This window comes from Paenibacillus sp. FSL W7-1287 (assembly GCF_038004245.1).
GTDB lineage: Bacteria > Bacillota > Bacilli > Paenibacillales > Paenibacillaceae > Pristimantibacillus > Pristimantibacillus camelliae.
Map to the genome: position 1 here is coordinate 2,587,608 of NZ_JBBORD010000001.1, position 24,866 is coordinate 2,612,473.

Genomic DNA, 24,866 nt, shown 5'->3' on the forward strand with positions numbered 1-24,866 from the left:
ATGTCTCAATCAACTATTGCACCAGTGCGACAATCTTCTGAGCACCGTCAGCCATGGAATCAGCCGCTACAATGTTTAGGCCGGATTCATTTAGAATTTTCTTTCCGAGCTCAACATTCGTTCCTTCAAGGCGAACAACAAGCGGACGATCTAGGCCTACTTGCTTAGCAGCCTCAACTACACCGTTGGCGATAACGTCACAACGCATAATACCGCCAAAAATGTTCACGAAAATACCTTTTACTTTTTCATCAGATAGAATAATCTTAAATGCTTCTGTTACTTTTTCAGTTGTAGCACCGCCACCAACGTCAAGGAAGTTAGCCGGTTCGCCGCCGTAATATTTAATAATATCCATCGTCGCCATTGCTAGACCTGCACCATTAACCATACAGCCAATGTTGCCATCAAGCGCGATGTAGCTTAGGTCGAATTTGGATGCTTCGATTTCCTTCGGATCTTCTTCATCAAGATCACGCAGCTCTAATATGTCCTTATGACGGAACAAAGCATTGGAATCAAAGTTAAGCTTTGCGTCCAGCGCCATAACTTGTCCATCACCTGTAACAACAAGTGGGTTAATTTCGGCAATAGAGCAATCTTTTTCCACGAAAGCGCTATACAAACTAAGGATAAATTTGGCTGCCTTGTTAATTAGCTCATTCGGAATGTTAATCGCATATGCTAATTTGCGTGCTTGATAAGCCTGCAAACCAATTGCTGGATCAACGACTTCTTTGAAGATTTTCTCTGGAGTTTGAGCAGCTACTTCTTCAATTTCTGTGCCGCCCTCTTCTGATGCCATAATTACGACACGACCAGTTACTCGATCAAGCACTACACCAATATAGTACTCTTTCTTAATGTCGCAGCCTTGTTCAATTAGAAGTCTTTTTACTTCTTTGCCTTCAGGCCCTGTTTGATGAGTGACGAGCGTTTTACCTAAAATTTCAGAAGCGTATGTACGCACTTCATCTAGATTTTTAGCTACCTTGACGCCACCAGCTTTACCTCGGCCACCAGCATGAATTTGAGCTTTAACGACGACAACACCTGAGCCGATCTCTTCTGCAGCCTTCACTGCTTCCTCAACTGTAAATGCAACCTTACCTTCAGGTACCACGACGCCGTATTGTTTTAGTACAGCTTTACCTTGATACTCATGGATGTTCATGTTGAAATCCTCCATTTCACTGACTTATTGCAGTAATATGTTCAAAGAAACTGCTTACATTGTAACATCTTTCTAGATTTTTATCCTCTCTTTCTTAAAAAATAGTGTGCTGTTTTTGCTATCATACTAATCTCAATTTGAGATTATAGCACGATTTACTACTAAATTTGACATCTCTTGCAGTTTTATTAAGATTTTATCGACTTCTTTATGCTATTACTATATGCTTTATGCTACAATAATAGAGTAATACATAGAAGTGAGGAAGCACCTCCATACATGGAGGTGTTTTTTTGTATACAGAAGTAAAAAGCGCCATCGTCGTTGGTGTTGATGGTGTAGGCATAACCGTTGAAGTCGATATATCTAGCGGCATCCCACAAATTGCCGTAGTCGGTCTGCCCGATTCAGCGGTTAGAGAGTCCGTAGACCGAGTACGTTCGGCTATTCGGAACAGCGGGTTTCAGTTCCCACTGGAGCGGATTACGATTAATCTTGCACCCGCTGCAATACGAAAGGAAGGGACCAGCCTTGATCTTGCGATTGCGGCAGGCTTACTGCAAGCCTCCGGCCAGCTGGAAACTGAGCTAACTCAGATGCTGCTTATAGGCGAGCTGTCCCTGGATGGTACGGTACGTCCAATTCATGGTGTACTGGCAATGATGCAATATGCAAAGCAGTCAGGCTTTATTAAAATGATCCTGCCTGCTGGTAACGAGCATGAGGCACGAATGTTGTCAGGAATGGATATTTGCAGCATTACACACCTTAGTGAGCTCAAGGAGCTAACTTTTCAGACATCCGAATCGTTGAAAACACAGTCTGACTTGGTATCTAATGAGCCAACATCCATGCTTGATCTAACCGATATCGTCGGACAACAGGAAGCGAAGCGAGCATTACTTATCGCTGCTGCAGGGCGGCACAATATCATTGTATCAGGACCACCAGGCGTTGGAAAAACGATGCTGATGCGCCGATTGCCTACAATACTACCAGAGCTCTCAGAGCTTGAAGCGCTTGAAGTGATGAAAATTTATAGCGTTGCGGGCAAGCTGTCTTTAAGTGATAGCACACTGAAGCGACAGCCTCCTTTTCGGGCGCCACACCATTCGATCTCTACTGCTGGTCTTATTGGAGGAGGCGGCAACCCTAAGCCTGGCGAGGTTACGCTATCACATCATGGCCTACTGTTCTTAGATGAGCTCCCTGAATTTTCCCGGCAAGTGCTGGAGCTGCTCAGGCAGCCATTAGAGGAGCGAGCTGTGACGATCTCACGTGCAAGGCATCATATTACTTTCCCTGCCTCCTTCATGCTAGCTGCTTCCTGCAACCCGTGCCCTTGCGGCTATCACGGCTTTGCAACAGAACAAACTAGCTGCACATGCACACACCAAATGATTCAGCGCTATCGCTCGAAGCTTTCAGGTCCACTGCTTGATCGCATCGACATACAGCTGGATATCGGTCGTCCACAGACACTTGTCCACAACACTCAGGATCTAGCATATAGTTCTAAGGAACTGAAGGCTAAAGTTCTTAAAGCTATTGCCATTCAGCAGCAACGATATCATTCTGAACCTTATTCCTATAATAGTGAGCTTCCATCCTCCGCTTTAAAGGTCTACGCCCCGATCCCTAAGGAAGGCGCTGCACTTCTGGAGCATGCCTTCAACAAGCTCGGTCTAAGCATGCGCGGCTACAATCGCATCATTAAGATCGCTCGTACGATCGCCGATATTGAGGGCAACGACAGCATCCAGCTTCCTCATATTGCAGAAGCGATTCAATACCGCAAGCTGGATCTGTTTTAAGGCAGATATTACTGTGAAACTTCAATACACTTCAAGACAATTGCAAAACTTTCAATTAAATTAATTCAATGAACAGTCCTTATCACAATAAAAGGCATGTTTTCGGTTTCTCGAAAACATGCCTTTTATTATTATCCGATAGTTGATCAAGCATAGCGAATCACGTTTTATTTTCTTGCTTTAGAATTTTTCATAAGCTAGAACGCATGCTCGATATGTGTAGCGCTTAGTTGGTCTCCTGCTTTTTCTACTAATACAACATCAAAGCGTACGGACTGCTCCGCTAAACGATGCTGATAGAGATATATTTCTGCTATGCGCTTTACTTGGGTGCGCTTATGCACTGTGACTGCTTCAAGAACTGAGCCAAAGCGTTGCTCTTTGTTCTGTTGTAATGTGGAAATCGTTCGAGTACGAACCTCGACAAATACGACCACGTCGCCATCTCTAGCAACAAGATCCAGCTCTCCTGCTGGACATCGCCAATTGCGAGCAATGATCGTGAGTCCCTTCCTCCGCAATACTTGAGCCGCATAATTTTCTCCAAGCAACCCGATCTGCTTACGATTCATCATCATCCCACACTTTCGCACGATGATCGGCTCGATATACGAAGCTCAATATTTCCGCAACTACCGCAAAAAGCTCAGGTGGTATTTCTTGATCAATATCAAGCTTCGATAATACCTCTACTAGCGATTGATCCTCTTGGATCGGAACACCATTCTCCTTCGCTGATTCCAATATTCGTTCAGCAAGCTCTCCCTGACCTTTTGCAATAACGACAGGGGCAGAGCTAGTGAGAGGATCATATTTCATCGCCACTGCTTTTTTGAGCCTAGTCATTTTCTCATTCATACTTTAAAGTCTACTCCTTTATATCTAGTGGAGCTTAACTGATCGATGTCAGGTGGGATAATGACCGCTCTGCCCTCTTCTGGCTTTACAGTCTCATCCTCTTTTATCGGAACGGGTGTTGCTCTTACTGAGGATAGCATGTATCCATGGTCATACAATGCCTCGCTAATTTCTGGCTTAAGTGATTCGATAATCGGTGCCACTGCCGGATGATCGTTCCATAGATTAAGACTGACAATTTTATTGACGATGTTCATATCTACTAACGTCGGACCAAGCGATTTCATCTGCAGATCGAATACGATGCGACAATTTTCGGAGTCCAGCTCACCACGGCGATCTCTACGTGTTTGAATATGAACGGCTGCTGTCTGCCCATTGTTCGCATCCTTAATCGGGATGTACATCGTAATATGAGAGAACAATGAGTGATTCCGTTCTGCCGTCAGCATAAGCTGCTGACCTGTAATTGCATGAAGCAGCTGCTGAGCTGTCTCCTTGACCTGAACTGATACATCTGGCTGACCGAGCAATTGAATAATTGCCGACTTTATATTATCATGTGACGACTGTTGTAGCGATTGTTGAGTCCCCAACGTTGCTTGCTGCTGTACTTGGCTCAGCTCTTGCTGCGCACTGTTAACTGAAGCTTGCTGCACACTAAGCGGAGTCACCTGACTCGTAGACTGCTGCTGTGTTGAAGCAGCTCCACCTGCTTGATCATGCTGAAGCATAAGCTGTGCAGTGACTTGCCCTTGGACTGAACTTGGCGATTGACCTGCCTGCTGCGTAGTAGTGTTTGTCACTTGCTCTGCACTTGCTTGCTGCATAAGCTGGGCAGCGTTTGCCACTGGCTGAGTCGTTGTTGCAGCCATCGGCATAGCAGCTGATGCTGGTTGATTTGGAGGCTGCGTAGCCGTTTGAGCACCCGACTGAGAAGGTTGCGACGTGCTAGTGTGAACTTGCTGCAAGCTCGACTGCTCAGCTGATTGTGTCATTTGTGGTGAAACCGTACCTTGCTGCTGCATTAGCTGCTTGCCTAGCGTCGCTTCATAATTCACTCCTAGCCATTTCAATAGCTGAGGCAATAGGCTCGAACCATTTCCAGGTACATTCACGCCTGATTGGTTAGCTGCCACAGGCTGTTGACCTGCTGACCCCTGTGACTGAGCTGTAGTGGAGGCTTGCCCGTTCAGTCCGTTAGACTCGCTAGTTTGCCACGACGCTGAAGCCTGCTGACTATGAGCCGCTGCGGACGTTGCTTGCAGTCCTGCGCCTTGCTGTAGTCCCGTTTGAGTGCCTACGGCGCTCCCCTGTTGCCCTCCTGCTTGATTACCGATAGCGCTCGCCTGCTGTGCACTCGCTTGATTACCAACAACGCCCTGTTGTTGTGAAGCAGCTTGACTGCCTGCTCCGCTCAGCTGCTGTAAAGCTGCTTGATTACCTGTGCCGCTCAGTTGTTGAACTCCTGCTTGATTACTGACAACGCTCTGCTGCTGAGAAGCTTGAACCCCTACTCCGCCCTGTTGCTGTGAAGCTGCTTGATTGCCTGTACCACTCGTCTGTGATTGCCCTATACCTGCAGATTGTGAAGGTAGTTGTCGTATTAGCTCCGCACCATCCTCTAGTAATGAAGCTAGCTGCGATATGATTGCATTCGTCACTGGTGAAGCAGAATTATTTGGCACAGTTAGCAGTCCTCGCAGCTGCCCCAACAGCTCATGTGCCGGAGTACCGCTTTGCAGCTGATGTATAGCAGAGATGGTAGCTGCACTCATCGGCAGCCCACGCTTGAATACCGTTGCAGCCGCCTGCATCCATTGTTCTTGATTCACACCTGCAGGCGCAAGCTGTGCTGCACGCTGAAATGCTGCAGCAGTCTCTTTATTTAAAGCAAATCCTTCTTTGCGTAAATCTTTAACAAGCTCATTAGCCCATGGTTTATCTGGCAGGTTCAAAGCTTTAAGGATGTCCTTCATTGGATCCTGCAGTCCAATCGTTGTTGGATCGACTTGCTTTAGATGGATCTGCCCACCCCTTGAATCTGGTTGTACCTGTAGCAAAGAGGCCTGGCCTTCCATAATTGGCACCTCTAGCTTAGCTCTCACATGCACACCATTGATCGATACGGTAGCTTCATTGTTCGGATATTGCTGAAGCACTACCCCCCGTACAATTTGACCTACACGTAGCTCCAAGGTCCTTACATCATTGCTTACCGCATCACCAAGGATGCCTTTCATACGATTAACGTTCAACAATAGCCGTTCACCTCTTTTCTTGCTACTATTTATTATCGGCTGAGCATGCTGTATTCGTGAAGATTCATCGTAATTTTGTTGCGCATATTTGTACTAAAGGCGACATTTTCTATATAAAAAACTAGCGATTAGCAGGTATTCCCTACTAATCGCTAGCTCTAGCTTGAACATTCATCCTATTCCACCTGTCCTCAAGCTGCTCACCGAGCAGTTTTCTGAGAAATGTCTTACGATGCATGGGCGTAGGCCCGTGCTCTAGGATCAATTCATTATGAAGCTTTGTACCATAGCCTTTATGCTTATCAAGCTGATACTCCGGATAGCGCTCGTTCCATTCATGCTTGCATAGACGATCCCTTGTAACCTTAGCAAGAATGGAGGCAGCACCGATAGACTGACTTTTGGCGTCGCCTTTCACTATCGCCTCCTGTGGAATCGGCAGCTCAATCGTTTCAGCGTCAATTAACATATATTCTGGCTTGATTGTTAGCCCTTCAACAGCTTGCTTCATCGCAAGACGTGAGGCCTGCTTTATATTCATAATATCCACGATATGCGCTGGAATACATGCAACAGAGTAAGCAATGGCATGCTCAACAATTTGATCATACAGCTGTTCACGTTTTTTCTCGGATAGCTTCTTAGAATCATTAATTCCTTCCAAAACTAGTCCAGTCGGAAGGACAACTGCTGCAGATACTACATCCCCAAACAAACAGCCTCGACCTACCTCATCTACGCCCGCTATGAGCTCAATTCCTCGCTGCCATAGCTGCTTCTCAAAGGCTAATTGATCGATTATCTCTTCCATTTTAGACCTCTCTTACCGGCATATCGTCAAATGGAGCTTCAAGCGTAATTCGGCCAAGCTTTCCGGAACGAAGCTCACGCAAAATAATGCCCGATGTTTTTTCCAGATCGATTTGTCCACCACTGATTAGGCAGCCACGTTTTCGTCCGATCTCTTCCATGATGCGTACAATCTCCATATTGTTTTCGAGATCATTAGGCGGTTCATCCAGATCAAAACGTTCAGACAATGTGTCCCAATAACGGTCACATAATATCTTTACGGCTTGATAGCCAATATCATCGATATTCAATATCTGCTCACGAATGGCTCCTGTTATAGCAAGACGATATCCAACGATCTGATCTTCAAATTTAGGCCATAAAATCCCTGGTGTATCAAGCAATTCAAGCTCATGATTCGTCTTAATCCATTGCTGTCCCTTCGTTACACCAGGCTTATCACCGGTAATCGCTACATTTCTGCCCGCCAAGCGATTAATTAACGTTGATTTTCCTACATTCGGTATCCCAACAATTAGACTCCGAACAGGTCTTGGACGCATTCCTTTTGCAATTTGTCTATCGATTTTTTCCTTAAGTATTTCCTTTGTGAGGGACGCTATTTGGTTCACGCCTGTCCCAGTACTGGAATCGACGATCGCACAAGTATGTCCTTCATGCTCAAAATATTGCTTCCACTGTTCATTCATTTGCGGATCAGCTAGATCTGACTTATTTAATATAATGAGTCGTGGCTTACCAAGCAATATCTCATCAATCATTGGATTGCGGCTAGAAATTGGAACACGTGCATCAAGCAGCTCGATTGCAATATCAATCAGCTTAAGCTTTTCTTGTATTTGTCGTTTCGCACGGGTCATATGACCAGGAAACCATTGAATTGCCATGTGCTGCTCACCTCATCTAGTTGTAATGCTCAATTAACTTTAATTTATTTAATGGCCACATTACGACATCTGCACGACCAATAATGTCGTCTTCAGAGACGTAACCAATAGCTCTACTATCCTTACTATCGCTTCGATTGTCACCCATTACGAAGTAATGTCCTTCTGGAATGACATTGTCGGGATGATTATCGTTAGGGAAACTAAAATAATCACCAACCCCGTTGTAGGTTTCATTGCTTGCATGGCTTTCTGCAATCGCCTCAGCAAGATACGGCTCATCGATACGTTCATCGTTTATGTACACATCATCGCCATGTACTTCTATTGTATCACCAGGCAGACCAATAATACGTTTAATAAAACGACGTCCTTCATCAGGAACATCAAAAACAATAACATCGCCATAGCTAGGCTCACTAATTTTATAGACAAGTAAATTTACAATAACACGTTCCTTCGTATGAAAATTCGGTTCCATTGACGCACCATCCACAATAAATGGAGAGAACAGGAAGTTTCGTACGACAAGAACTAAAATAACGGCAATAGCAATCGCTTTAATCCATTCTACGATTTCACGATATGCCTTTTTTTGTCGAGCTTCTTTTTCACTCGGATTTGGGATAGAGTCTACGGTTTGATTGGGATGAACGTGATCCTTGTTCGAGATTTCATTTGACTCACTTTGGTCATCGTTTAGCTGAGGTAATTTATCATTAGGCTCCATTCCTGCATCCTCCTAGTGTCAAAAATCATCCTGGAACACGAAAAGGAGCTTGATAACCAAGCTCCTCCTGATGTTTCATCTTAGCGAATTTCCTTGATTCTTGCGGCTTTACCACGCAAGCTACGAAGGTAGTACAGTTTCGCGCGGCGAACTTTACCACGACGTGCTACTTCGATTTTATCAAGCTTTGGTGAATGAAGAGGGAAAGTTCTTTCCACGCCAACACCGTAAGAGATTTTACGTACTGTAAAAGTTTCGCTAATTCCGCCACCGCGACGTTTAATTACTACGCCTTCGAATAACTGAATACGCTCACGAGATCCCTCGATAACTTTTACATACACTTTCAACGTATCACCAGGACGGAAATTAGGTACGTCTTGACGAAGTTGCTCTTGTGCAATTGCTTGTACGATATTCATTACATTCAACTCCTTTCACCGTAGATGTTCTTATAAGCTCCTTAATCCACTGATTCTCTCATCACTTATAGCGGACCATCCGTTATACGAAAACAACATTATAAACTATACCATAAAGCAAGATATATTACAATGTTAAATTCCTAATTTTACTGCTTTAGCTTCGTTTCTTTAAATTGCTCCAGCCACTTGCGTTCGCGATCGGTCAGCTCTACGTTGTCTAGCAAATCAGGTCTACGCTCCAACGTGCGTAATAGGGACTGCTCGCGTCTCCATTTCTCAATGTTAGCATGATGACCTGACAAGAGCTCATCAGGAACCTTCATATCGCGAAACTGGGCAGGACGAGTGTAATGAGGATACTCCAGCAGGCCAGTACTATAGGAATCAGTCACCGCACTAGATTCATTGCCAAGGGCACCAGGCAGTAATCTAACGATGCTATCAATCACTGTCATAGCCGGCAGCTCACCACCAGTGAGCACATAATCACCAACAGAGATTTCATCGGTAACGAGATGCTGACGAATACGTTCATCATAACCTTCATAATGACCACAAATAAATATAAGATGGTTTGATTGGCTCAGTTCCTCTGCCTTACGCTGTGTATAGCGCTCACCCTGCGGGCACATCAAAATAACGCGAGGCGCTTCAGACGCATCAGCCTGGAGAGCTTCAACAGCAGCAAATACAGGCTCAGGCTTTAGAACCATCCCACCGCCGCCGCCATACGGATAATCATCAACGGTATTATGCTTATTGTTCGCATAGGCTCTGAAATTAATCGCTTCAAGAGAAACAATCCCTTTTTCTTGAGCTTTGCCTAAAATACTGCTGTTAAAAACACCAGTAAACATTTCCGGAAATAAGGTTAGCACATCTATCCGCATATTAGATCAGCCCTTCAAGCAAATGAACGGTAATCCTTTTGGCTGTAACATCTACGTTACGAACGACAGGATCAATAACAGGCAGTAGAATCTGTTTGCCACCTGGTGCAGATGGCTCGATGACCCATACATCGTTTGCTCCTGGCGAAAGGATTTCTTTGACCGTTCCTAGCAGCTCTTCTTCCTCAGTGTATACCTCGCAGCCAATAATTTGATGATAAAAATATTCGCCATCATCTAGCTGTCCTTGATCTTCCTCTGATATACGAATGACCCAGCCTTTATATTTCTCAACATCGTTAATGTTGTCAATGCCCTTAAGCTTTATATAGTAGAGGCCCTTCTGTTCACGTGAACGCTCAATTTCGATAGGTTCAGATTGACCGGTCTCGTCATTAAACATCATTAGCCGATTACCTTTTGCAAAACGTTCCTCTGGAAAATCCGTTTTAGACAACACCTTTAACTCACCACGAATACCATGTGTGTTAACGATTACACCCACGTTAAACCAGTTCATACTCATTACATCATCCCTTACTCGCAAACTTATTACGTATCATACCAAAAAAGGGCAGGATTTTCATCCTAACCCTCTAGCTACGCATTCTATGATTGAATATCGACGATTACGCGCTTATTCGATTTTGTAGCAGCCGAGTTCACCACTGTACGCATTGCCTTCGCAATTCGACCTTGTTTACCGATAATTTTACCGACATCAGATGGATGAACCGAAAGCTCATAAACCGTACTACGCTCATCGTCTCTCACTTGAACGCGTACATCTTCCGGATGATCCACTAAAGCCTTCGCAATGACAAGAATTAAATCCTTCATGACAAAGCCCTCCGCTTCTCAACAGTAATAAGCTCAAGGCTTATTACTTCTGTTGTTTAAGCTCATGGAATTTTTTCATTACACCCGCTTTAGAAAGCAAGTCGCGAACTGTGTCAGATGCTTGTGCACCTGATTGTAGCCATTTCAACGCTTTTTCTTCGTTGATGGATACTTGAGCTGGTTGCGCAACTGGGTTATAAGTACCGATTTCCTCGATAAAACGTCCATCACGTGGAGAACGAGAATCAGATACAACAACGCGGTAAAACGGAGCTTTGTGAGCACCGATACGTTTCAAACGAATACGTACTGCCATGATATTTCACCTCCTTCAACAAAATACGGTTTATGTTTCTACTTCAAACATCGAAGTTATATGTTCGAGCCTTCAGCACGAAGCTTTTTCTTCAAATCAAAGTTATATGTTCGAGCCTTCAGCACCGAGAAGATCACGTGAAGCTAGTGACGCGAAGCGCGGAGCGTACGTATTTGGTACGCGAGCACTGCAGCTAGCGATGAATGCGATATTCGATGTCGAGTAAGCTACGAAGCTATACATCGTGATCAAAGCTCGATCAGAAAACATCCTCTTAAAAAGGGAACTTCATGTTTTTGCCCATCAGGCCCTTCAAGCCCTTCTTCCCCTTCATGCCCTTCATACCTTTCGGTCCGTTAGGGCCCATCATCGAGCTGAATTGCTTCATCATTTTACGCATATCGTCAAATTGCTTAATGAGACGATTTACTTCAACGACGGTCACACCACTACCAGCTGCAACACGCTTACGACGACTATGATTTAGCAAATCAGGGTTTTGCTTCTCTTCCTTCGTCATCGATTTAACGATCGCTTCAACGCGAGACAGCTGACGCTCATCAACCTTCAAATCCTTCATATTGCCCTTCATCTTACCCATTCCAGGCAGCATATCCATAATCTGATCGAGCGGACCTAGATTGCGAACCTGCTCCATTTGCTCTAGGAAATCCTCAAACGTAAACTCAGCATTACGCATCTTACGTTCCATCTCTGCAGCTTTATCCGCATCGATGCCTGCTTGAGCTTTCTCAATCAAGGAGAGCATATCCCCCATGCCAAGAATACGAGAAGCCATACGCTCTGGATGGAAAGGCTCCAATGAATCGATCTTCTCACCCATTGCAGCAAATTTAATCGGTTGCCCTGTAACAGCTTTAACGGATAACGCCGCACCACCGCGCGTATCACCATCAAGCTTCGTAAGAACAACACCTGTTAACTCTAGTTGCTCGTGGAAGCTTTGAGCGACGTTAACAGCGTCTTGTCCAGTCATCGCATCGACAACGAGCAATACTTCATCAGGGTGTACGATCTCATGGATCTGCTTCAACTCACCCATTAACGCTTCGTCAATATGCAGACGGCCTGCTGTATCGAAGATAACGTAATCGTTGCCGTTATCCTTCGCATGCTGTAAGCCTTGACGCGCGATCTCAACTGGTGAAACTTGATCACCTAATGCGAATACCGGAGCATTAATTTGCTCTCCGAGCACTTGAAGTTGCTTAATCGCTGCCGGACGATAAATATCACAGGCAACAAGTAGCGGCTTATGATTGCTCTTTTGCAATAAACGAGCCAGCTTACCTGTTGAGGTTGTTTTACCTGCACCCTGTAGACCAACCATCATAATAACGGTCGGAGGCTTGTTCGCTTTTGCAAGCTTTGCCTGTGTTCCTCCCATAAGCGCAGTCAATTCTTTGTTTACGATATCAATGATAACCATGCCTGGTGTGAAGCTTTTGGATACTTCGAGGCCAATTGCCTGTTCTTTAACTTTGGCTATAAAGTCTTTTACGACCTTAAAGTTAACGTCCGCTTCAAGTAATGCAAGACGAACTTCACGCATCGCATCATTGACATCATTTTCAGATACTTTTCCTTTGCCCTTCAGCTTACTAAATACACTTTGTAATCTGCTGGACAAGCTTTCAAATGCTGCCATCCTTTATCGCCTCCATTCCTACCATAATGTCGTTCGTTCGCAGCTGCTCAATTAACTGTTGAAGCTCGCTGCGCTGCTCAGCCTGCAAGCCAAGCGTATCAATCTTATGTTTAAGCTGCTCTGTAAGTCGAAGTGTTTGCTCATTTCTAGCTAACAAACGTAGCTTCTGTTCATACGCGGCTAATGCCTGTTCAGCTCTCTTTATATTATCATATACCGCCTGACGGCTAATGCCAAATTCTGCAGCAATTTCGCCTAGTGAAAAATCATCACGGTAGTAAAAGTTAAGTATTATACGTTGCTTTTCCGTTAAGAGCTCCTCATAGAAATCAAGCAGCAAATTAACATGTGTCGTTTTGGTAAGGGCATCTGGCTCTATACGTTCCATTCTAATCCCCTCCGCATCGGCTTTATACTATGTAAAGTAAAATCCCTTTACACCGACCAACCTCAACTATCATAACTGATCAATTAGGGAGTGTCAAGTCTTTTTCCTTGTCAGTCAAAATTACTTGTTCAATCAATGAAAAAAAGTTAGATTAGCAATAAATTTTATACCATGCTACGATTCATTTGCACCCAAAAAACTGTAAATGAAAGGAAATGATATCATGGAATATTCTGTTCAATCCATTCCGACTTATCGTGTAGCATACTTCAGGCGAGTTGGCCCCTATGGTCCGGATAATTACAAAGTGATGGATCGATTAAAGACTTGGGCGGTAGAAAAGCAATTATTAAATGCTACTTCGATTCTACTCGGCATCTCGCTAGACAACCCGCAACAGGTCTCTCCAATGGAGTGCAGATACGATGCATGCATTGTTATCGACGAACAGGTACAATTAAGTATCGATGATGATGTGAAGGAAAGAGTAATTGATGGGGGCAAGTATTTCGTATACTCAATAGAGCATACACCGGAGGCAATACAACGAGCATGGAATGAAATTATGCCTATGATATATCAAAACGGGTATGTTATTGATGAAAAGCCGATTCTCGAGCGTTATATTGGCTTAATGGATGAGCATTCGTATTGTGATATTTGTGTTCCGATTCGTTAAGCAACACTTACAAAAATAAAAGTAAGATCAAGCAGCATACGAACAATACGGAAATAGCCAGCTAGCTATAAGACAGCTGGCTTCTACTTTTCTCTAAGCTAGAGTAAGTAGAGTAGAACTTTTTTCCATAATTCTGCTAATATTAAAGAAAACTCAACCAAATCAGAATGGAGACATTGAGCATGATCATAAGAACGGAAGAGAAAAAGGACTATGAAAGTATTTATGAAATAAACGTTGAAGCCTTTAATAATCGCGAAGACGAGGCTAAACTAGTCGAAAGAATACGACAATCGGATAAGTTTATAGCTGAGCTTTCATTAGTCGGACAATTCGATGATGAAACTGTAGGTTACGCTCTGTTTAGTAAGGCCACTGTACATAATGAAAATGAAGTAGAGACAGTTATAGTACTTGCACCAATCGCTGTAAAACCTGCTTTCCAAAAACAAGGCATTGGTAAGGCATTAATAGAAGAAGGTATCAAAAGAAGTAAGGCACTCGGATACAATTTTATTTTACTTATCGGTCATCCAACCTATTATTCTAAGTTAGGCTTTAAACCGGCAAGAAACTACGGACTCGAATTAACACAATTTGAAGTGCCTGACGATGTCTTTATGGTTTATGAGCTTAGAGAGAATAAGCTTGGGGTAATAAATGGGGAGCTTGTTTATCCGGAAGCATTTTTCCAATGAGAATAGTGAATCGACCTTAAATGTACTTTTAATACTTTAACAAATGGCTATGTTAAACCTTGTTGTTGATATATTCCGTAGAACTGAAATGGCTTGCGGATACCTTGGACGATAACGGTAAGAGAGAGATATCCTTCTTTTTGCAGTCACGAATCAAATGAGTGTCAGTTCTAGTTCGAGTGATTGATGAATTTCAAGAACAGAAACATAAAGATGGGCTTGTTTCCCCAAATTGCAGGATTATTCTGTCGTGCGATTTGGGAAATTACCTGTAGAAACACGTACTGAAGAAGTTAAATGACAACGATACCGCTGTAAATCTTGTCGCCAAAAGTTCAATGACTTTACTAACACCCCTTGTAACGAACGAGAAGACCTCATATGTGGCTTCATATTTTCGTCATTTATTTGACTCTATAATGTTATGCTTTGATTCGTGGAGGGCATTTAGTTCCTTGCCAATTCAAAAGGATCGGCTAATTATCGCTTTTAGTCCGACGGAATACAACGCGTGAAAAGTGTGTAGCATATCCAAAACGCAAACAGTTATCAAAGATGTCTGGGAGGTTTAAAATGAAGGTCAAACGAATCGTCGCCAATATAAATACGAAGGATATCACAGCAGCTAAATGCTTCTACCAGGATGTGCTCGGCCTTGATTTAATGATGGATCATGATTGGATCAGAACTTATGGTTTAAACGAGGAGATGAACATTCAAATTAGTTTCGCCTCACAGGGTGGCTCAGAAACGCCTACGCCTGATCTATCGATTGAAGTCGACGATGTAGATGCTACATTAGAAGGCATGAAGGAAGCTGGATTTTCTATAGAATATGGGCCAGTTGATGAGCCCTGGGGCGTTCGACGATTCTATGTCCGCGACCCGTTTGGTAAGCTTATCAACATTCTTGCTCATGAACGTTGATACACTAACGACCGTAAGGGACACTGGTTTATTCAACTAACAGGTACGATAGCTCAAGCCGTCTTTCACACCTAGGCGGTTCTTATGGTCATATATCAATTTTTGAATTTAACATAGCCAAACAAATAAAGCCATCCAGTTCATTCTACATTCTGGATGGCTTTTAGTTATATGTTGCACGGCCTTGCTATTATTGATTTTCCGCTTCTGCTTCTTCTTCCTCTGCCTTCTGAATAAGACCTGCAAACAGCGCATGAACAAATTGCTCAGAATCAAACTCCTGAAGATCACCCATTTTTTCACCTAGTCCTACTAGCTTCACAGGGAGATTCAGCTCGTTGCGAATCGCTATAACGATTCCGCCCTTCGCTGTACCATCCAGCTTCGTAAGCACTAGACCGGTAACGCCGCTCTTTTCGCCAAACAGCTTCGCTTGGCTTAACGCATTTTGTCCTGTTGTCGCATCAAGTACTAGGAGCACCTCATGCGGAGCTGATGGCATTTCCCTTTGAATGACACGGAAAATTTTATTCAGCTCTTCCATAAGATTTGTTTTATTTTGCAAGCGGCCTGCCGTATCGCAAATAAGCACGTCTACGTTGCGCTGCTTTGCCGCATGTACTGCATCGAAGATAACAGCTGCCGGATCAGAACCAGGAGATTGCTTAATGACGTCAACGCCTACACGCTCTCCCCATACTTCCAATTGCTCAATTGCTCCTGCGCGGAACGTATCGCCAGCGGCAAGAAGCACCTGCTTCCCTTCGCTTTTCAGCTTATGAGCCAGCTTACCAATCGTCGTTGTTTTACCTACCCCGTTGACACCAACGAATAGATATACCGTTATTTCTCCCGAAGGAGCTACAGCAAGCTTAGGATCGTCTTCTCCTTTAAGCATCCCAACCAGCTTCTCGGATAGGACAGGCTGAAGCTCTGCAGCATCTTCAATTTTACGTTTTTTCACTTCATCACGCAGCTCATCAATAAGCTGCATAACGGTAGTAACCCCAACGTCAGCTCCGATTAGAATTTCTTCAAGCTCCTCATAAAACTCCTCATCGATTTTTTTACGACGAGTAATGAGCTCTTCAACTTTTTCAACTAAAGCCGTTCTTGTCTTTGCCAAGCCTTCTTTAAATACATTTGTTACTGCTTCAGTTTTTGAAGCAATACTTTCCTTTAGCTTCTTAAAAAAACTCATGTAAGCTCTGGCACCCCCCGATTATATTGCTTTTTGTTTATAACAATTCATAATTTATTCGACGTCGAGTATTCTCCAACGCATAGCATCGAAATCATAGTCGGACTTTATAAACAACCACTTCCAATGGAGTTTAAAAAGTTCGGCTTTCAGTTCCAAGAAGATTGAACACTAGTAGAAAACGAGGAGCACAGCGTATGCCTTTAATACGCGAGCACCACAGCTTTCGCTAGCGTTCAATATTCGACGCCGAATACGCTTCAACGGTTTGTTTACATCGAAATCAAAGTCGGACTTTTTAAACAACCTCTACGCGGTCACACCGTCAAATACATGATCCTCCTCCAACCTCACAGACACCAGCTTGGAGACACCGCCTTCTTCCATCGTAACCCCGTATAGCACATCTGCTTCTTCCATCGTGCCTTTACGATGCGTAACGACGATAAATTGAGTCAGCTCTGAAAACTCTCTCAAGTATTGGGCGAACCTCGCAACGTTAGCCTCATCGAGTGCTGCTTCTACCTCATCCAGCACACAGAAAGGTACTGGTTTAACTTGTAGAATCGCAAACAGCAAGGCAATCGCAGTAAGCGCGCGCTCCCCACCAGAAAGCAGCTGTAAATTTTGCAGTTTTTTGCCCGGAGGCTGTGCAACAATATCTATACCTGTTTCCAATATGTTCGCTGGATCAACGAGTATAAGATCAGCACGTCCTCCGCCGAACAATTTACTGAAGACGACGATAAAATGCTTGCGGATTTCATCAAAGGTCGTCTTAAATCGCTTCGACATTTCATCATCCATCTCGCGAATGACCTCATAAAGGGTTGCCTTCGCTTCCATCAAGTCATTCTTTTGCTCTGTTAGGAAGTCGTAGCGTTCTTTTACACGCTCATATTCCTCAATGGCCCCCAAATTGATTTCGCCAAGCGAGCTGATTTGCCGCTTTAGCTCTCTCACATCAAGCTGGACAGCATTAATCTCCTCTGGAGGTGGATACTGCTCCTTCGCCATCTCATAGCTGTAGCCATATTCATCAGCAAGCTTTTTAATCGTATGATCCAGCTCAACGTCCTGACGATTGAGCACAATTTCGGTTTGACGCATCTGCTCTTCGATTTGTCTCAAAGCTTGACGCTGCTCTTTCGTCTCGTTCTCTCCCTGCTCTAGCCCGCTTAGCTTCTGTACGCGCTGCAAACGGAAGGAATCGGTACGATCGCTGCATTGTTGCTTGCTCTCCTTAAGCTGAGCAAGTTTTGCAACCTGCTCCTCAGCTTCCTGTTTCAAGCTTTCAGCTTGCTCCTGAAGCTGTGTTAGCTGCTGCTGTTGGGCTTTTAGCTCCTCTTTCGCACGGCTTATATCATTACGCAATCGAGCTGCCTGATCTTCATAATTGCTGAATTCCTGATCTTGTTTTGCAACAGTAATTTTAAGATCGGTAAGCTGAACTTGAAGCTCTTCCTTCTGAGATTCGTTCACTTTACGCGTTTGCTCCGCATGCTTGATCGATTGTTGGAGTTTAGCTTCCTGCTCGGACAGCTCTGCTAGCTGACGCTGTGCCCCCTCAATTCGAGATGTTGCTGCTTGCTGCTCGCTTACTTGAGCTTGCTTATCGCTATTAGATAATGCTTGCTGCTCACTTAAAAACTTCATTTCCTGTTGAAGCTGCTGCAAGTCTCCTTTTAAGCTCTGCTCTTCCAAGCGCTTCTGCTCAAGTCGTTCACGAGCCTGCTCGGAGTTTTGTGAGCGAATGCTCATTTCCTTACGCAGGTCAACCAGCTTCAGTCTTTCTTGCTCGATTTGACGCTTAACAGTTGCAATGGCTTCGTCCAGCTGTTCGATCTGACGATGTCGACCGAGTAAGCTTGCCCCTCTTTTCTGCAAGCTTCCCCCTGTCATTGAACCCCCAGCATTGACTACATCACCTTCCAATGTAACAACGCGATAGCGGTATTGACAGCGGGCAGCGATACGGTTAGCTTGCTCCAAGTTTTCTGCAAGAAGTACGTTCCCTAATAGATTAAATACAATCTCCTTGTAACGCTCCTCTGTATGCACAAGCTCAGCTGCTACTCCGACAAACCCATCCAGCTCCGTAATAATACGCTTGTCCATCTCACCTAAGCGACGTCCTCGTATGACATCGAGTGGTAAAAACGTCGCTCGACCAAGCTGACGCTGCTTCAAATAGCTAATCGCAGTACGGGCTGTCCGCTCATCCTCCATAACAATATGCTGGAGTGCCCCACCAAGCGCAGTCTCCACCGCAGTCTCGATACGCTCTGGCACGACAATGAGCTCGGCTACAGCACCATGTACACCAGTAATGGCAGATTGCTGACGTCGCGCAGCTTTAAGAATTTCCTTAACGCCATGCATAAAGCCGTCCATTGCATCCTGCATTTCCTTCATCGTATCTCGGCGTGACATATCACTATCAAGCTTCTGCTCATAGCGTCTAAGCTGAGTCGTCGCTTGCTCGATCGCTTGATTGAGCTTACGTGCTTCGTCAGCTTCCTCTAGCATCTTAGTACGAAGCTTATCATGCTCTTTCCCTAGCTCGGCAATCACTTGCTCAAGCTCAAACTTTTTCGCTTCCAAAGTACGCTGCTGCTGCAGCCACTTCGCCTCGTCCTCGCCAATACGCTCCATCCGGCGCTGCAGTGCTTCCTGCTGCTGCTCGGAATAGCGAATTTCATTACGAAGCTGAGCCATCGAGCTCAAAATGTCGAGAAGCTCGCCCTTTAAGCGTTCTTCAGCATCCTGTGCACTTCCGCTCGCTACACCTTGCATTCGCTCCTCTTCTGCCTGAAGCGTCATTCGAAGGCTTGCCAAACGCTCTTCGAGCTCTGCTGCTTTGCCTCGTACAGCTACCTCTTCCTTAGACAAGCTCATAATTCGTTCATCCGTCACTGCAATAGCCTGCTCAACGCTTAAACGAGTTTCTTCGTTATGACGCATTCTCTCTTTAATGACTTCGCTATAGCCTTCGCATTTTTCAACGTCCTCGCTAATTTGAAGCATCGCTTGATGAAGCTCATCAAGCTCTTTTTCGACCTCTCTAAGCTGCAAACGATCACTCTCAAGGACTGCGTCATGCTTGCTTACAACAGCAGAAAGCTTTAGCTGTTCCTGATTAAGCGCTTCTAGCTTGGCCGTTGACTCTGACCAGGCATTATGTAGCATTTCGATTTGATGTACATAAAGAGAGATTTCCTTCGATTTCAACTGTTCTTTTAGTGTCTTAAAGTGAAGAGCGACCTCTGATTGCTTACGAAGCGGCTCTACTTGATCCTCAAGCTCTGTCACAAGGTCATGAATACGTAGCAGGTTTTGCTCTGTATCATCCAGCTTGCGCTTGGCTTCCTTTTTCCGAGACTTATACTTGACGATGCCAGATGCCTCTTCAAAAATTCCGCGCCGGTCCTCTGAGCGTGTACTTAATATTTCTTCAATTCTACCTTGTCCGATAATCGAGTACGCCTCTTTACCGATACCCGTATCCATAAATAATTCCGTAATATCTTTGAGTCGACATGCTTGCTTATTAATCATATATTCGCTATCACCGCTTCGATGAACGCGTCTAGTTACCGTTACCTCATTGTATTCTAATGGCAGTGCACCGTCAGAATTGTCCAGTGTTAACGAAACTTCTCCATAATTTACAGCACGACGTGCATCACTACCGGCAAATATAATATCTTCCATTTTGCCGCCGCGAAGACTTTTAGCGCTTTGCTCACCAAGAACCCAACGGATACCGTCTGAAATATTACTTTTTCCAGATCCGTTAGGTCCAACAACAGCTGTTATTCCGTTAACAAATTCAAGCTCAGTTTTATCTGCGAATGACTTGAAGCCTGATAATTCAATTCTTTTCAAAAACATAGTCTGGCTTTCACCTCACAGTACATTGTACCACAGATTGTTTTAGGCCGATATCATTTCTATGATCGCTGACATACAAAAAGCATCCCTTTGGACAACCGTCCAACGAAATGCTTTTTGTATGTTCGGACCCATTACTTATGCTGCATATTTTTCGATTCTTGTTCCGCTAGCTTTCCCCATGCTTCTGCGGCAGCTCTTTGTTCTGCTTCTTTTTTGGAACGGCCGATTCCCACGCCATAGCAGGTCTGATCAAGCAAGACCTCAATAACAAATTCCCGATCATGAGCAGGTCCTCGCTCTTCAACGATTCGATACTCAATGGCGCCAAGCCCAATGTGCTGAGCTCGTTCCTGAAGCTTAGACTTCGCATCCTTCATGAGCAAGCCATAGTTATTCGAATCGATATGAGGGAACATGTGCTGCTCAAGAAAATGTCTTGTCGTCTCGATTCCCATGTCAAGATAGAGCGCTCCGACAAAGGATTCGAACAAATCTGCCAGCAATGCTTGCCGATGTCTACCGCCAAGCTGTTCCTCGCCTCGACCAAGCAATACATAGCTGCCAAAATCAAGCCGCTCAGCAAAATGTGCCAACGAAGGTTCACAAACAACCGATGCTCGCATACGTGTCAATTCACCCTCAGGGCGTTTGGGGTACGTTTTATACAGATACTCTGAGACAAGCAGCTGTAATACAGCATCTCCTAGAAACTCTAGTCGTTCATTGTCCTGTACAGAACCCCGCTTGTGCTCATTTACATAAGAGGTATGTGTAAAAGCCTGCCGTAAAAGCTTTACCCTTGTAAAGTTGAGCTGCAGCTTTTGCTGCAGCTCATCAAACAAATCAATCTTCATATTTCTTCATCATGATGGACGCATTATGTCCACCGAAACCAAATGAATTTGATAGCGCAACCTTAACATCAGCCTTACGAGGTTTGTTTGGCACATAATCCAAATCAAGCTCAGGATCCTGATTGTCTAAGTTGATCGTTGGAGCAATCACTCCATGTTTAAGGGTAAGGGCAAGGATTACAGCTTCTACTCCGCCTGCTGCACCAAGCAAATGACCAGTCATCGACTTCGTAGAGCTAACGGCAAGCTTATAAGCATGCTCACCAAACGTATGCTTAATCGCTGTTGATTCGGATATATCACCTACAGGCGTACTTGTACCATGCGCATTAATATAATCAACCGCTGTTCGATCAATGCCTGCATCCTTCAATGCACTTTCCATGCATCGTGCCGCACCAGTTGGATCTGGCTCTGTCATGTGATGCGCGTCTCCACTCATCCCGTACCCGATCACTTCTCCATAAATTTTCGCACCGCGTGCTTTAGCATGCTCAAGCTCTTCAAGAATGAGAACGCCAGAGCCTTCACCCATTACGAATCCATCGCGCTCTACATCAAACGGACGACTTGCCTTCTCAGGCTCATCATTACGTGTAGACATGGCTCTCATGGAGCAGAATCCAGCCATCCCTGTAGGACGAATCGTCGCCTCAGCTCCACCTGCAATCATGACATCCGCATCGCCACGCTGAATAATTTTAAAGGAATCACCGATAGAATGTGTTCCCGTTGCACAAGCCGTTACAGCTGTTGAGTTTGGTCCTTTAGCGCCAGCGATCATAGACACTTGTCCAGATGCCATATTCGCAATCATCATTGGAATGAAGAACGGACTTACTCGTTTGGGTCCTTTTTCAAGCAAGATGGAATGCTGATCTTCCCATGTTCCTAAACCGCCTATGCCAGAGCCAACAACAACACCAATTCGCTCGGCAGGGACATGCTCACCAATCTTAATGCCTGAATCTTCAATAGCCTTTAGGCTTGCCGCAACAGCGAATTGAACGAAACGATCCATACGACGCGCTTCTTTCTTATCTATACCGTAATTGGTTAGATCAAAGCCTTTAATCTCCGCAGCAATACGTGTCGGATATTCCGAAACATCAAATGCTTCAATTAGGGATACACCGGACTTGCCTTCTAATAAATTCCCCCAGAACTGCTCGAGCTCTGAGCCTAACGATGTCAATATGCCCATTCCCGTTACAACAACTCTACGCTTCATTCATGCTCACCCCTACTATCATTCATCTTTTCATCTATATCGAAAAAGAATTGTTTATCAATCCTTATGCATGACTTATCAGTTAATTAATTCTTAAAAACTTGCGAGCAAAATAAGGATTGAGTCCCGTTATAGCTAACGGGACTCGATCATTTTAGGTATGAGATTGTATGTAATTTACAACTTCTCCTACCGTAGTGATCTTCTCTGCATCTTCATCAGAAATTTCAAGGTTAAACTCGTCTTCGAGTTCCATGATAAGCTCAACTACATCTAGTGAGTCAGCGTTCAAATCTTCCTTGAAAGAAGCTTCCAAAGTTACCTTTTCTGCATCAACACCTAGGCGGTCAACAATAATGCTTGTTACGCGTTCTAGTACATCGGACATCCGATTCACCTCCTCTACGTATTATACGAAAACGATTAAAAAATAGCTATCCTACAATCTACTGAATTGAAAGTTTAAATCAACAAGCCCTACATATACATGCCGCCATCGACATGAATAGTTTGCCCCGTCATATAGGATGCTGCATCTGATGCTAAGAAGCGAACCGCATTCGCAATGTCAGCAGCTTCGCCAAGCTTTGCAAGCGGAATTTGACCTGCCAACGATTGCTTCATATCATCTGGCAGTTTATCTGTCATATCCGTTTGAATAAAGCCTGGTGCCACACAGTTAACCGTAATATTTCTGGCAGCAAGCTCACGCGCACTCGCTTTAGTCAGGCCAATGACACCAGCCTTTGCCGCAACATAGTTCGCTTGACCTGGATTACCAAGCACCCCTACAACAGATGAGATATTAATAATTTTACCTGAACGCTGCTTCATCATTGGACGTGTTACAGCTTTAATTCCGTTGAAGACACCTTTAAGATTTGTTTCGATCACTTGATCAAACTCTTCTTCCTTCATGCGCATGATGAGATTGTCACGTGTAATCCCTGCGTTATTGACCAATATATCAATCGCGCCTAGTTGCTCGACAACCTGTTTCACCATATCTTCAAATTCAGCTGCTAATCCAACATTCGCTTTAATAATAATCGCTTTACGTCCAAGCTCGCGTACCGCTTCTGCCGTTTCAGCAGCAGCCTGCTCACTCCCGGAATAGTTGATAGCTACATCTGCTCCTGCTTCTGCGAGTGCAATCGCAATTGCTCTGCCGATTCCTCTCGATGCACCCGTTACAAGTGCCTTTTTACCTTCTAAGCCTGCAAACATACCGTTCCTCCTCATCAATCCGTATTATGACACTCACGAATGAGTTTTACGCTTGCGATGCTTGTGTGAATGCCTGTAATGACTCCAAGCTATTAATCGTAACCGTCGTTACATTACGATCGATCTTTTTGATCAGTCCTGTTAATACAGAGCCAGATCCGATCTCAACAAAAGTGTCGACACCTAGCTCAATAAGCTTCTTCACGCTATCTTCCCATAAAACAGGTGCACACACCTGCTGCTCAAGCAACGATGTAATCTGCGCAGCTGCGCTCACCGGCTCAGCAGTTACATTGGCGATGACAGGAATTGATGCATCCTGCATCGTCAACTTCTCCAGCTCTTCTCGAAGCGCGATAGCCGCTTTTTCCATAAGTGAGGAATGAAAGGGACCACTTACTTCTAGTGGAATGACACGCTTAGCACCAATTTCCTTGCCGCGTGCGACCACTTCATTCACACCTTCTACTGAGCCTGACACTACAATTTGACCTGGACAATTCATGTTAGCCAGCTCCACAAGCTTGCCTTCAGAAGTAATCTGCGCACATAGCTGTTTTAGTGCTTCACGTTCTGCACCAAGAACTGCCGCCATTGCCCCTTGACCTCCAGGAACGGCCTGCTCCATAAATTGACCTCGCGCGCGAACTGTTCGAACCGCATCTTCAAAGCTTAGCACACCTGCAGCAACAAGCGCGCTATATTCACCCAAACTATGTCCTGCTACGTAATCTGCCTTCAAACCTGACTTATCAATCAGCTTCAAAAAGGCGACACTCACAGTCAGGAGCGCTGGCTGCGTATTAGCAGTCTGCTTAAGCTCCGTGTCAGGTCCATTAAACATTAGCTCTGTAATTGAAAAGCCCAGCGCTTCATTCGCTTGTTCTAAAATGGCACGCGCATCAACGTCATGCTCATATATATCTTTACCCATACCAACAGTCTGAGCTCCCTGCCCAGGAAATACAAAAGCAATTTTGCCCACCGATTTGCCTCCCTAGCCTTATGCATTATTGTCTTTACATTACGGTATTCATTGCAAAAGGGTTGCATCGTTTCTCCTTATATAGGACGATACTGCGCCTGT

At 44.5% G+C, this 24,866-nt stretch carries 25 protein-coding genes and 1 pseudogene; 5 read left to right on the forward strand and 21 right to left on the reverse strand.

What is annotated here, in order from left to right:
* Positions 1-13 precede the first annotated feature (13 nt).
* On the reverse strand, positions 14-1,174 hold the full coding sequence (gene sucC, locus NSQ99_RS11835) for an ADP-forming succinate--CoA ligase subunit beta (protein WP_340836768.1): 1,161 nt from the start codon (positions 1,172-1,174) through the stop codon (positions 14-16).
* Between the two features lie 293 nt (positions 1,175-1,467).
* Here sucC and NSQ99_RS11840 point away from each other — a divergent pair, with 293 nt between their 5' ends.
* Positions 1,468-2,988 (forward strand): YifB family Mg chelatase-like AAA ATPase, encoded by a 1,521-nt coding sequence (locus NSQ99_RS11840; RefSeq protein WP_340836769.1) that lies wholly within the window; start codon positions 1,468-1,470, stop codon positions 2,986-2,988.
* Positions 2,989-3,185: 197 nt separating this feature from the next.
* On the opposite strand, the gene NSQ99_RS11845 is transcribed toward NSQ99_RS11840, so the two are convergent.
* From NSQ99_RS11845 to ylxM, 13 genes are all read right to left on the reverse strand, one after another.
* Entirely contained in the window at positions 3,186-3,566 is a 381-nt protein-coding gene (locus NSQ99_RS11845; RefSeq protein WP_340836770.1) for a YraN family protein, read from the reverse strand.
* Positions 3,550-3,846 carry an EscU/YscU/HrcU family type III secretion system export apparatus switch protein gene (locus NSQ99_RS11850; RefSeq protein WP_251665499.1) on the reverse strand — a complete coding sequence of 99 codons (297 nt, stop codon included), beginning with the start codon at positions 3,844-3,846 and terminating at the stop codon, positions 3,550-3,552. The genes NSQ99_RS11845 and NSQ99_RS11850 overlap by 17 nt, the downstream gene beginning before the upstream one ends.
* The gene (locus NSQ99_RS11855; RefSeq protein WP_340836773.1) at positions 3,843-6,107 is read right to left on the reverse strand and encodes a hypothetical protein; all 2,265 of its coding nucleotides are present in this window, start codon (positions 6,105-6,107) and stop codon (positions 3,843-3,845) included. The genes NSQ99_RS11850 and NSQ99_RS11855 overlap by 4 nt, the downstream gene beginning before the upstream one ends.
* 145 nt (positions 6,108-6,252) lie before the next feature.
* Positions 6,253-6,918 (reverse strand): ribonuclease HII, encoded by a 666-nt coding sequence (locus NSQ99_RS11860; RefSeq protein WP_340836774.1) that lies wholly within the window; start codon positions 6,916-6,918, stop codon positions 6,253-6,255.
* Between the two features lies 1 nt (position 6,919).
* A complete protein-coding gene (gene ylqF, locus NSQ99_RS11865; protein WP_251665502.1) occupies positions 6,920-7,807 on the reverse strand; it encodes a ribosome biogenesis GTPase YlqF in 888 nt (295 codons plus the stop codon).
* A 16-nt stretch (positions 7,808-7,823) separates the two neighbouring features.
* The gene (lepB, locus tag NSQ99_RS11870; RefSeq protein ID WP_251665503.1) at positions 7,824-8,537 is read right to left on the reverse strand and encodes a signal peptidase I; all 714 of its coding nucleotides are present in this window, start codon (positions 8,535-8,537) and stop codon (positions 7,824-7,826) included.
* Between the two features lie 80 nt (positions 8,538-8,617).
* Positions 8,618-8,959, reverse strand: a complete 342-nt coding sequence (rplS, locus tag NSQ99_RS11875; protein WP_251665504.1) for a 50S ribosomal protein L19 — start codon at positions 8,957-8,959, stop codon at positions 8,618-8,620.
* Positions 8,960-9,108: 149 nt separating this feature from the next.
* Complete coding sequence (gene trmD / locus NSQ99_RS11880; protein ID WP_340836776.1) at positions 9,109-9,852, reverse strand: tRNA (guanosine(37)-N1)-methyltransferase TrmD; 744 nt, start codon at positions 9,850-9,852, stop codon at positions 9,109-9,111.
* Between the two features lies 1 nt (position 9,853).
* On the reverse strand, positions 9,854-10,372 hold the full coding sequence (rimM, locus tag NSQ99_RS11885; protein WP_340836778.1) for a ribosome maturation factor RimM: 519 nt from the start codon (positions 10,370-10,372) through the stop codon (positions 9,854-9,856).
* Between the two features lie 89 nt (positions 10,373-10,461).
* Positions 10,462-10,692 carry a KH domain-containing protein gene (locus NSQ99_RS11890; RefSeq protein WP_251665507.1) on the reverse strand — a complete coding sequence of 77 codons (231 nt, stop codon included), beginning with the start codon at positions 10,690-10,692 and terminating at the stop codon, positions 10,462-10,464.
* Between the two features lie 43 nt (positions 10,693-10,735).
* Complete coding sequence (rpsP, locus tag NSQ99_RS11895) at positions 10,736-11,008, reverse strand: 30S ribosomal protein S16 (RefSeq protein ID WP_251665508.1); 273 nt, start codon at positions 11,006-11,008, stop codon at positions 10,736-10,738.
* Positions 11,009-11,282: 274 nt separating this feature from the next.
* Positions 11,283-12,677 carry a signal recognition particle protein gene (ffh, locus tag NSQ99_RS11900; RefSeq protein ID WP_251665509.1) on the reverse strand — a complete coding sequence of 465 codons (1,395 nt, stop codon included), beginning with the start codon at positions 12,675-12,677 and terminating at the stop codon, positions 11,283-11,285.
* Positions 12,664-13,065 carry a YlxM family DNA-binding protein gene (ylxM, locus tag NSQ99_RS11905; protein ID WP_340836779.1) on the reverse strand — a complete coding sequence of 134 codons (402 nt, stop codon included), beginning with the start codon at positions 13,063-13,065 and terminating at the stop codon, positions 12,664-12,666. Before ylxM ends, ffh begins: the two co-directional genes overlap by 14 nt.
* A 223-nt stretch (positions 13,066-13,288) precedes the next feature.
* Here ylxM and NSQ99_RS11910 point away from each other — a divergent pair, with 223 nt between their 5' ends.
* From NSQ99_RS11910 to NSQ99_RS11925, 4 genes and pseudogenes are all read left to right on the forward strand, one after another.
* The gene (locus NSQ99_RS11910; RefSeq protein ID WP_340836781.1) at positions 13,289-13,744 is read left to right on the forward strand and encodes an AraC family transcriptional regulator; all 456 of its coding nucleotides are present in this window, start codon (positions 13,289-13,291) and stop codon (positions 13,742-13,744) included.
* 182 nt (positions 13,745-13,926) lie between these two features.
* A complete protein-coding gene (locus NSQ99_RS11915; protein WP_340836782.1) occupies positions 13,927-14,442 on the forward strand; it encodes a GNAT family N-acetyltransferase in 516 nt (171 codons plus the stop codon).
* A 68-nt stretch (positions 14,443-14,510) separates the two neighbouring features.
* Positions 14,511-14,832: pseudogene (locus NSQ99_RS11920) on the forward strand (IS1595 family transposase); the annotation flags it as partial.
* Positions 14,833-15,015: 183 nt separating this feature from the next.
* A complete protein-coding gene (locus NSQ99_RS11925) occupies positions 15,016-15,369 on the forward strand; it encodes a VOC family protein (protein ID WP_340836783.1) in 354 nt (117 codons plus the stop codon).
* A gap of 190 nt (positions 15,370-15,559) precedes the next feature.
* On the opposite strand, the gene ftsY is transcribed toward NSQ99_RS11925, so the two are convergent.
* The 7 genes from ftsY to fabD form a co-directional block, all read right to left on the reverse strand.
* A complete protein-coding gene (ftsY, locus tag NSQ99_RS11930; RefSeq protein WP_340836784.1) occupies positions 15,560-16,570 on the reverse strand; it encodes a signal recognition particle-docking protein FtsY in 1,011 nt (336 codons plus the stop codon).
* A gap of 309 nt (positions 16,571-16,879) precedes the next feature.
* The gene (gene smc / locus NSQ99_RS11935; protein WP_340836785.1) at positions 16,880-20,464 is read right to left on the reverse strand and encodes a chromosome segregation protein SMC; all 3,585 of its coding nucleotides are present in this window, start codon (positions 20,462-20,464) and stop codon (positions 16,880-16,882) included.
* Between the two features lie 134 nt (positions 20,465-20,598).
* A complete protein-coding gene (gene rnc / locus NSQ99_RS11940) occupies positions 20,599-21,321 on the reverse strand; it encodes a ribonuclease III (protein WP_340836786.1) in 723 nt (240 codons plus the stop codon).
* Entirely contained in the window at positions 21,311-22,552 is a 1,242-nt protein-coding gene (fabF, locus tag NSQ99_RS11945; protein ID WP_340836787.1) for a beta-ketoacyl-ACP synthase II, read from the reverse strand. The genes rnc and fabF overlap by 11 nt, the downstream gene beginning before the upstream one ends.
* A gap of 154 nt (positions 22,553-22,706) precedes the next feature.
* Positions 22,707-22,940 carry an acyl carrier protein gene (acpP, locus tag NSQ99_RS11950; RefSeq protein WP_251665517.1) on the reverse strand — a complete coding sequence of 78 codons (234 nt, stop codon included), beginning with the start codon at positions 22,938-22,940 and terminating at the stop codon, positions 22,707-22,709.
* Between the two features lie 89 nt (positions 22,941-23,029).
* Positions 23,030-23,779 (reverse strand): 3-oxoacyl-[acyl-carrier-protein] reductase, encoded by a 750-nt coding sequence (fabG, locus tag NSQ99_RS11955; protein WP_251665518.1) that lies wholly within the window; start codon positions 23,777-23,779, stop codon positions 23,030-23,032.
* A gap of 46 nt (positions 23,780-23,825) precedes the next feature.
* Entirely contained in the window at positions 23,826-24,764 is a 939-nt protein-coding gene (gene fabD, locus NSQ99_RS11960; protein WP_340836789.1) for an ACP S-malonyltransferase, read from the reverse strand.
* Positions 24,765-24,866 lie beyond the last annotated feature (102 nt).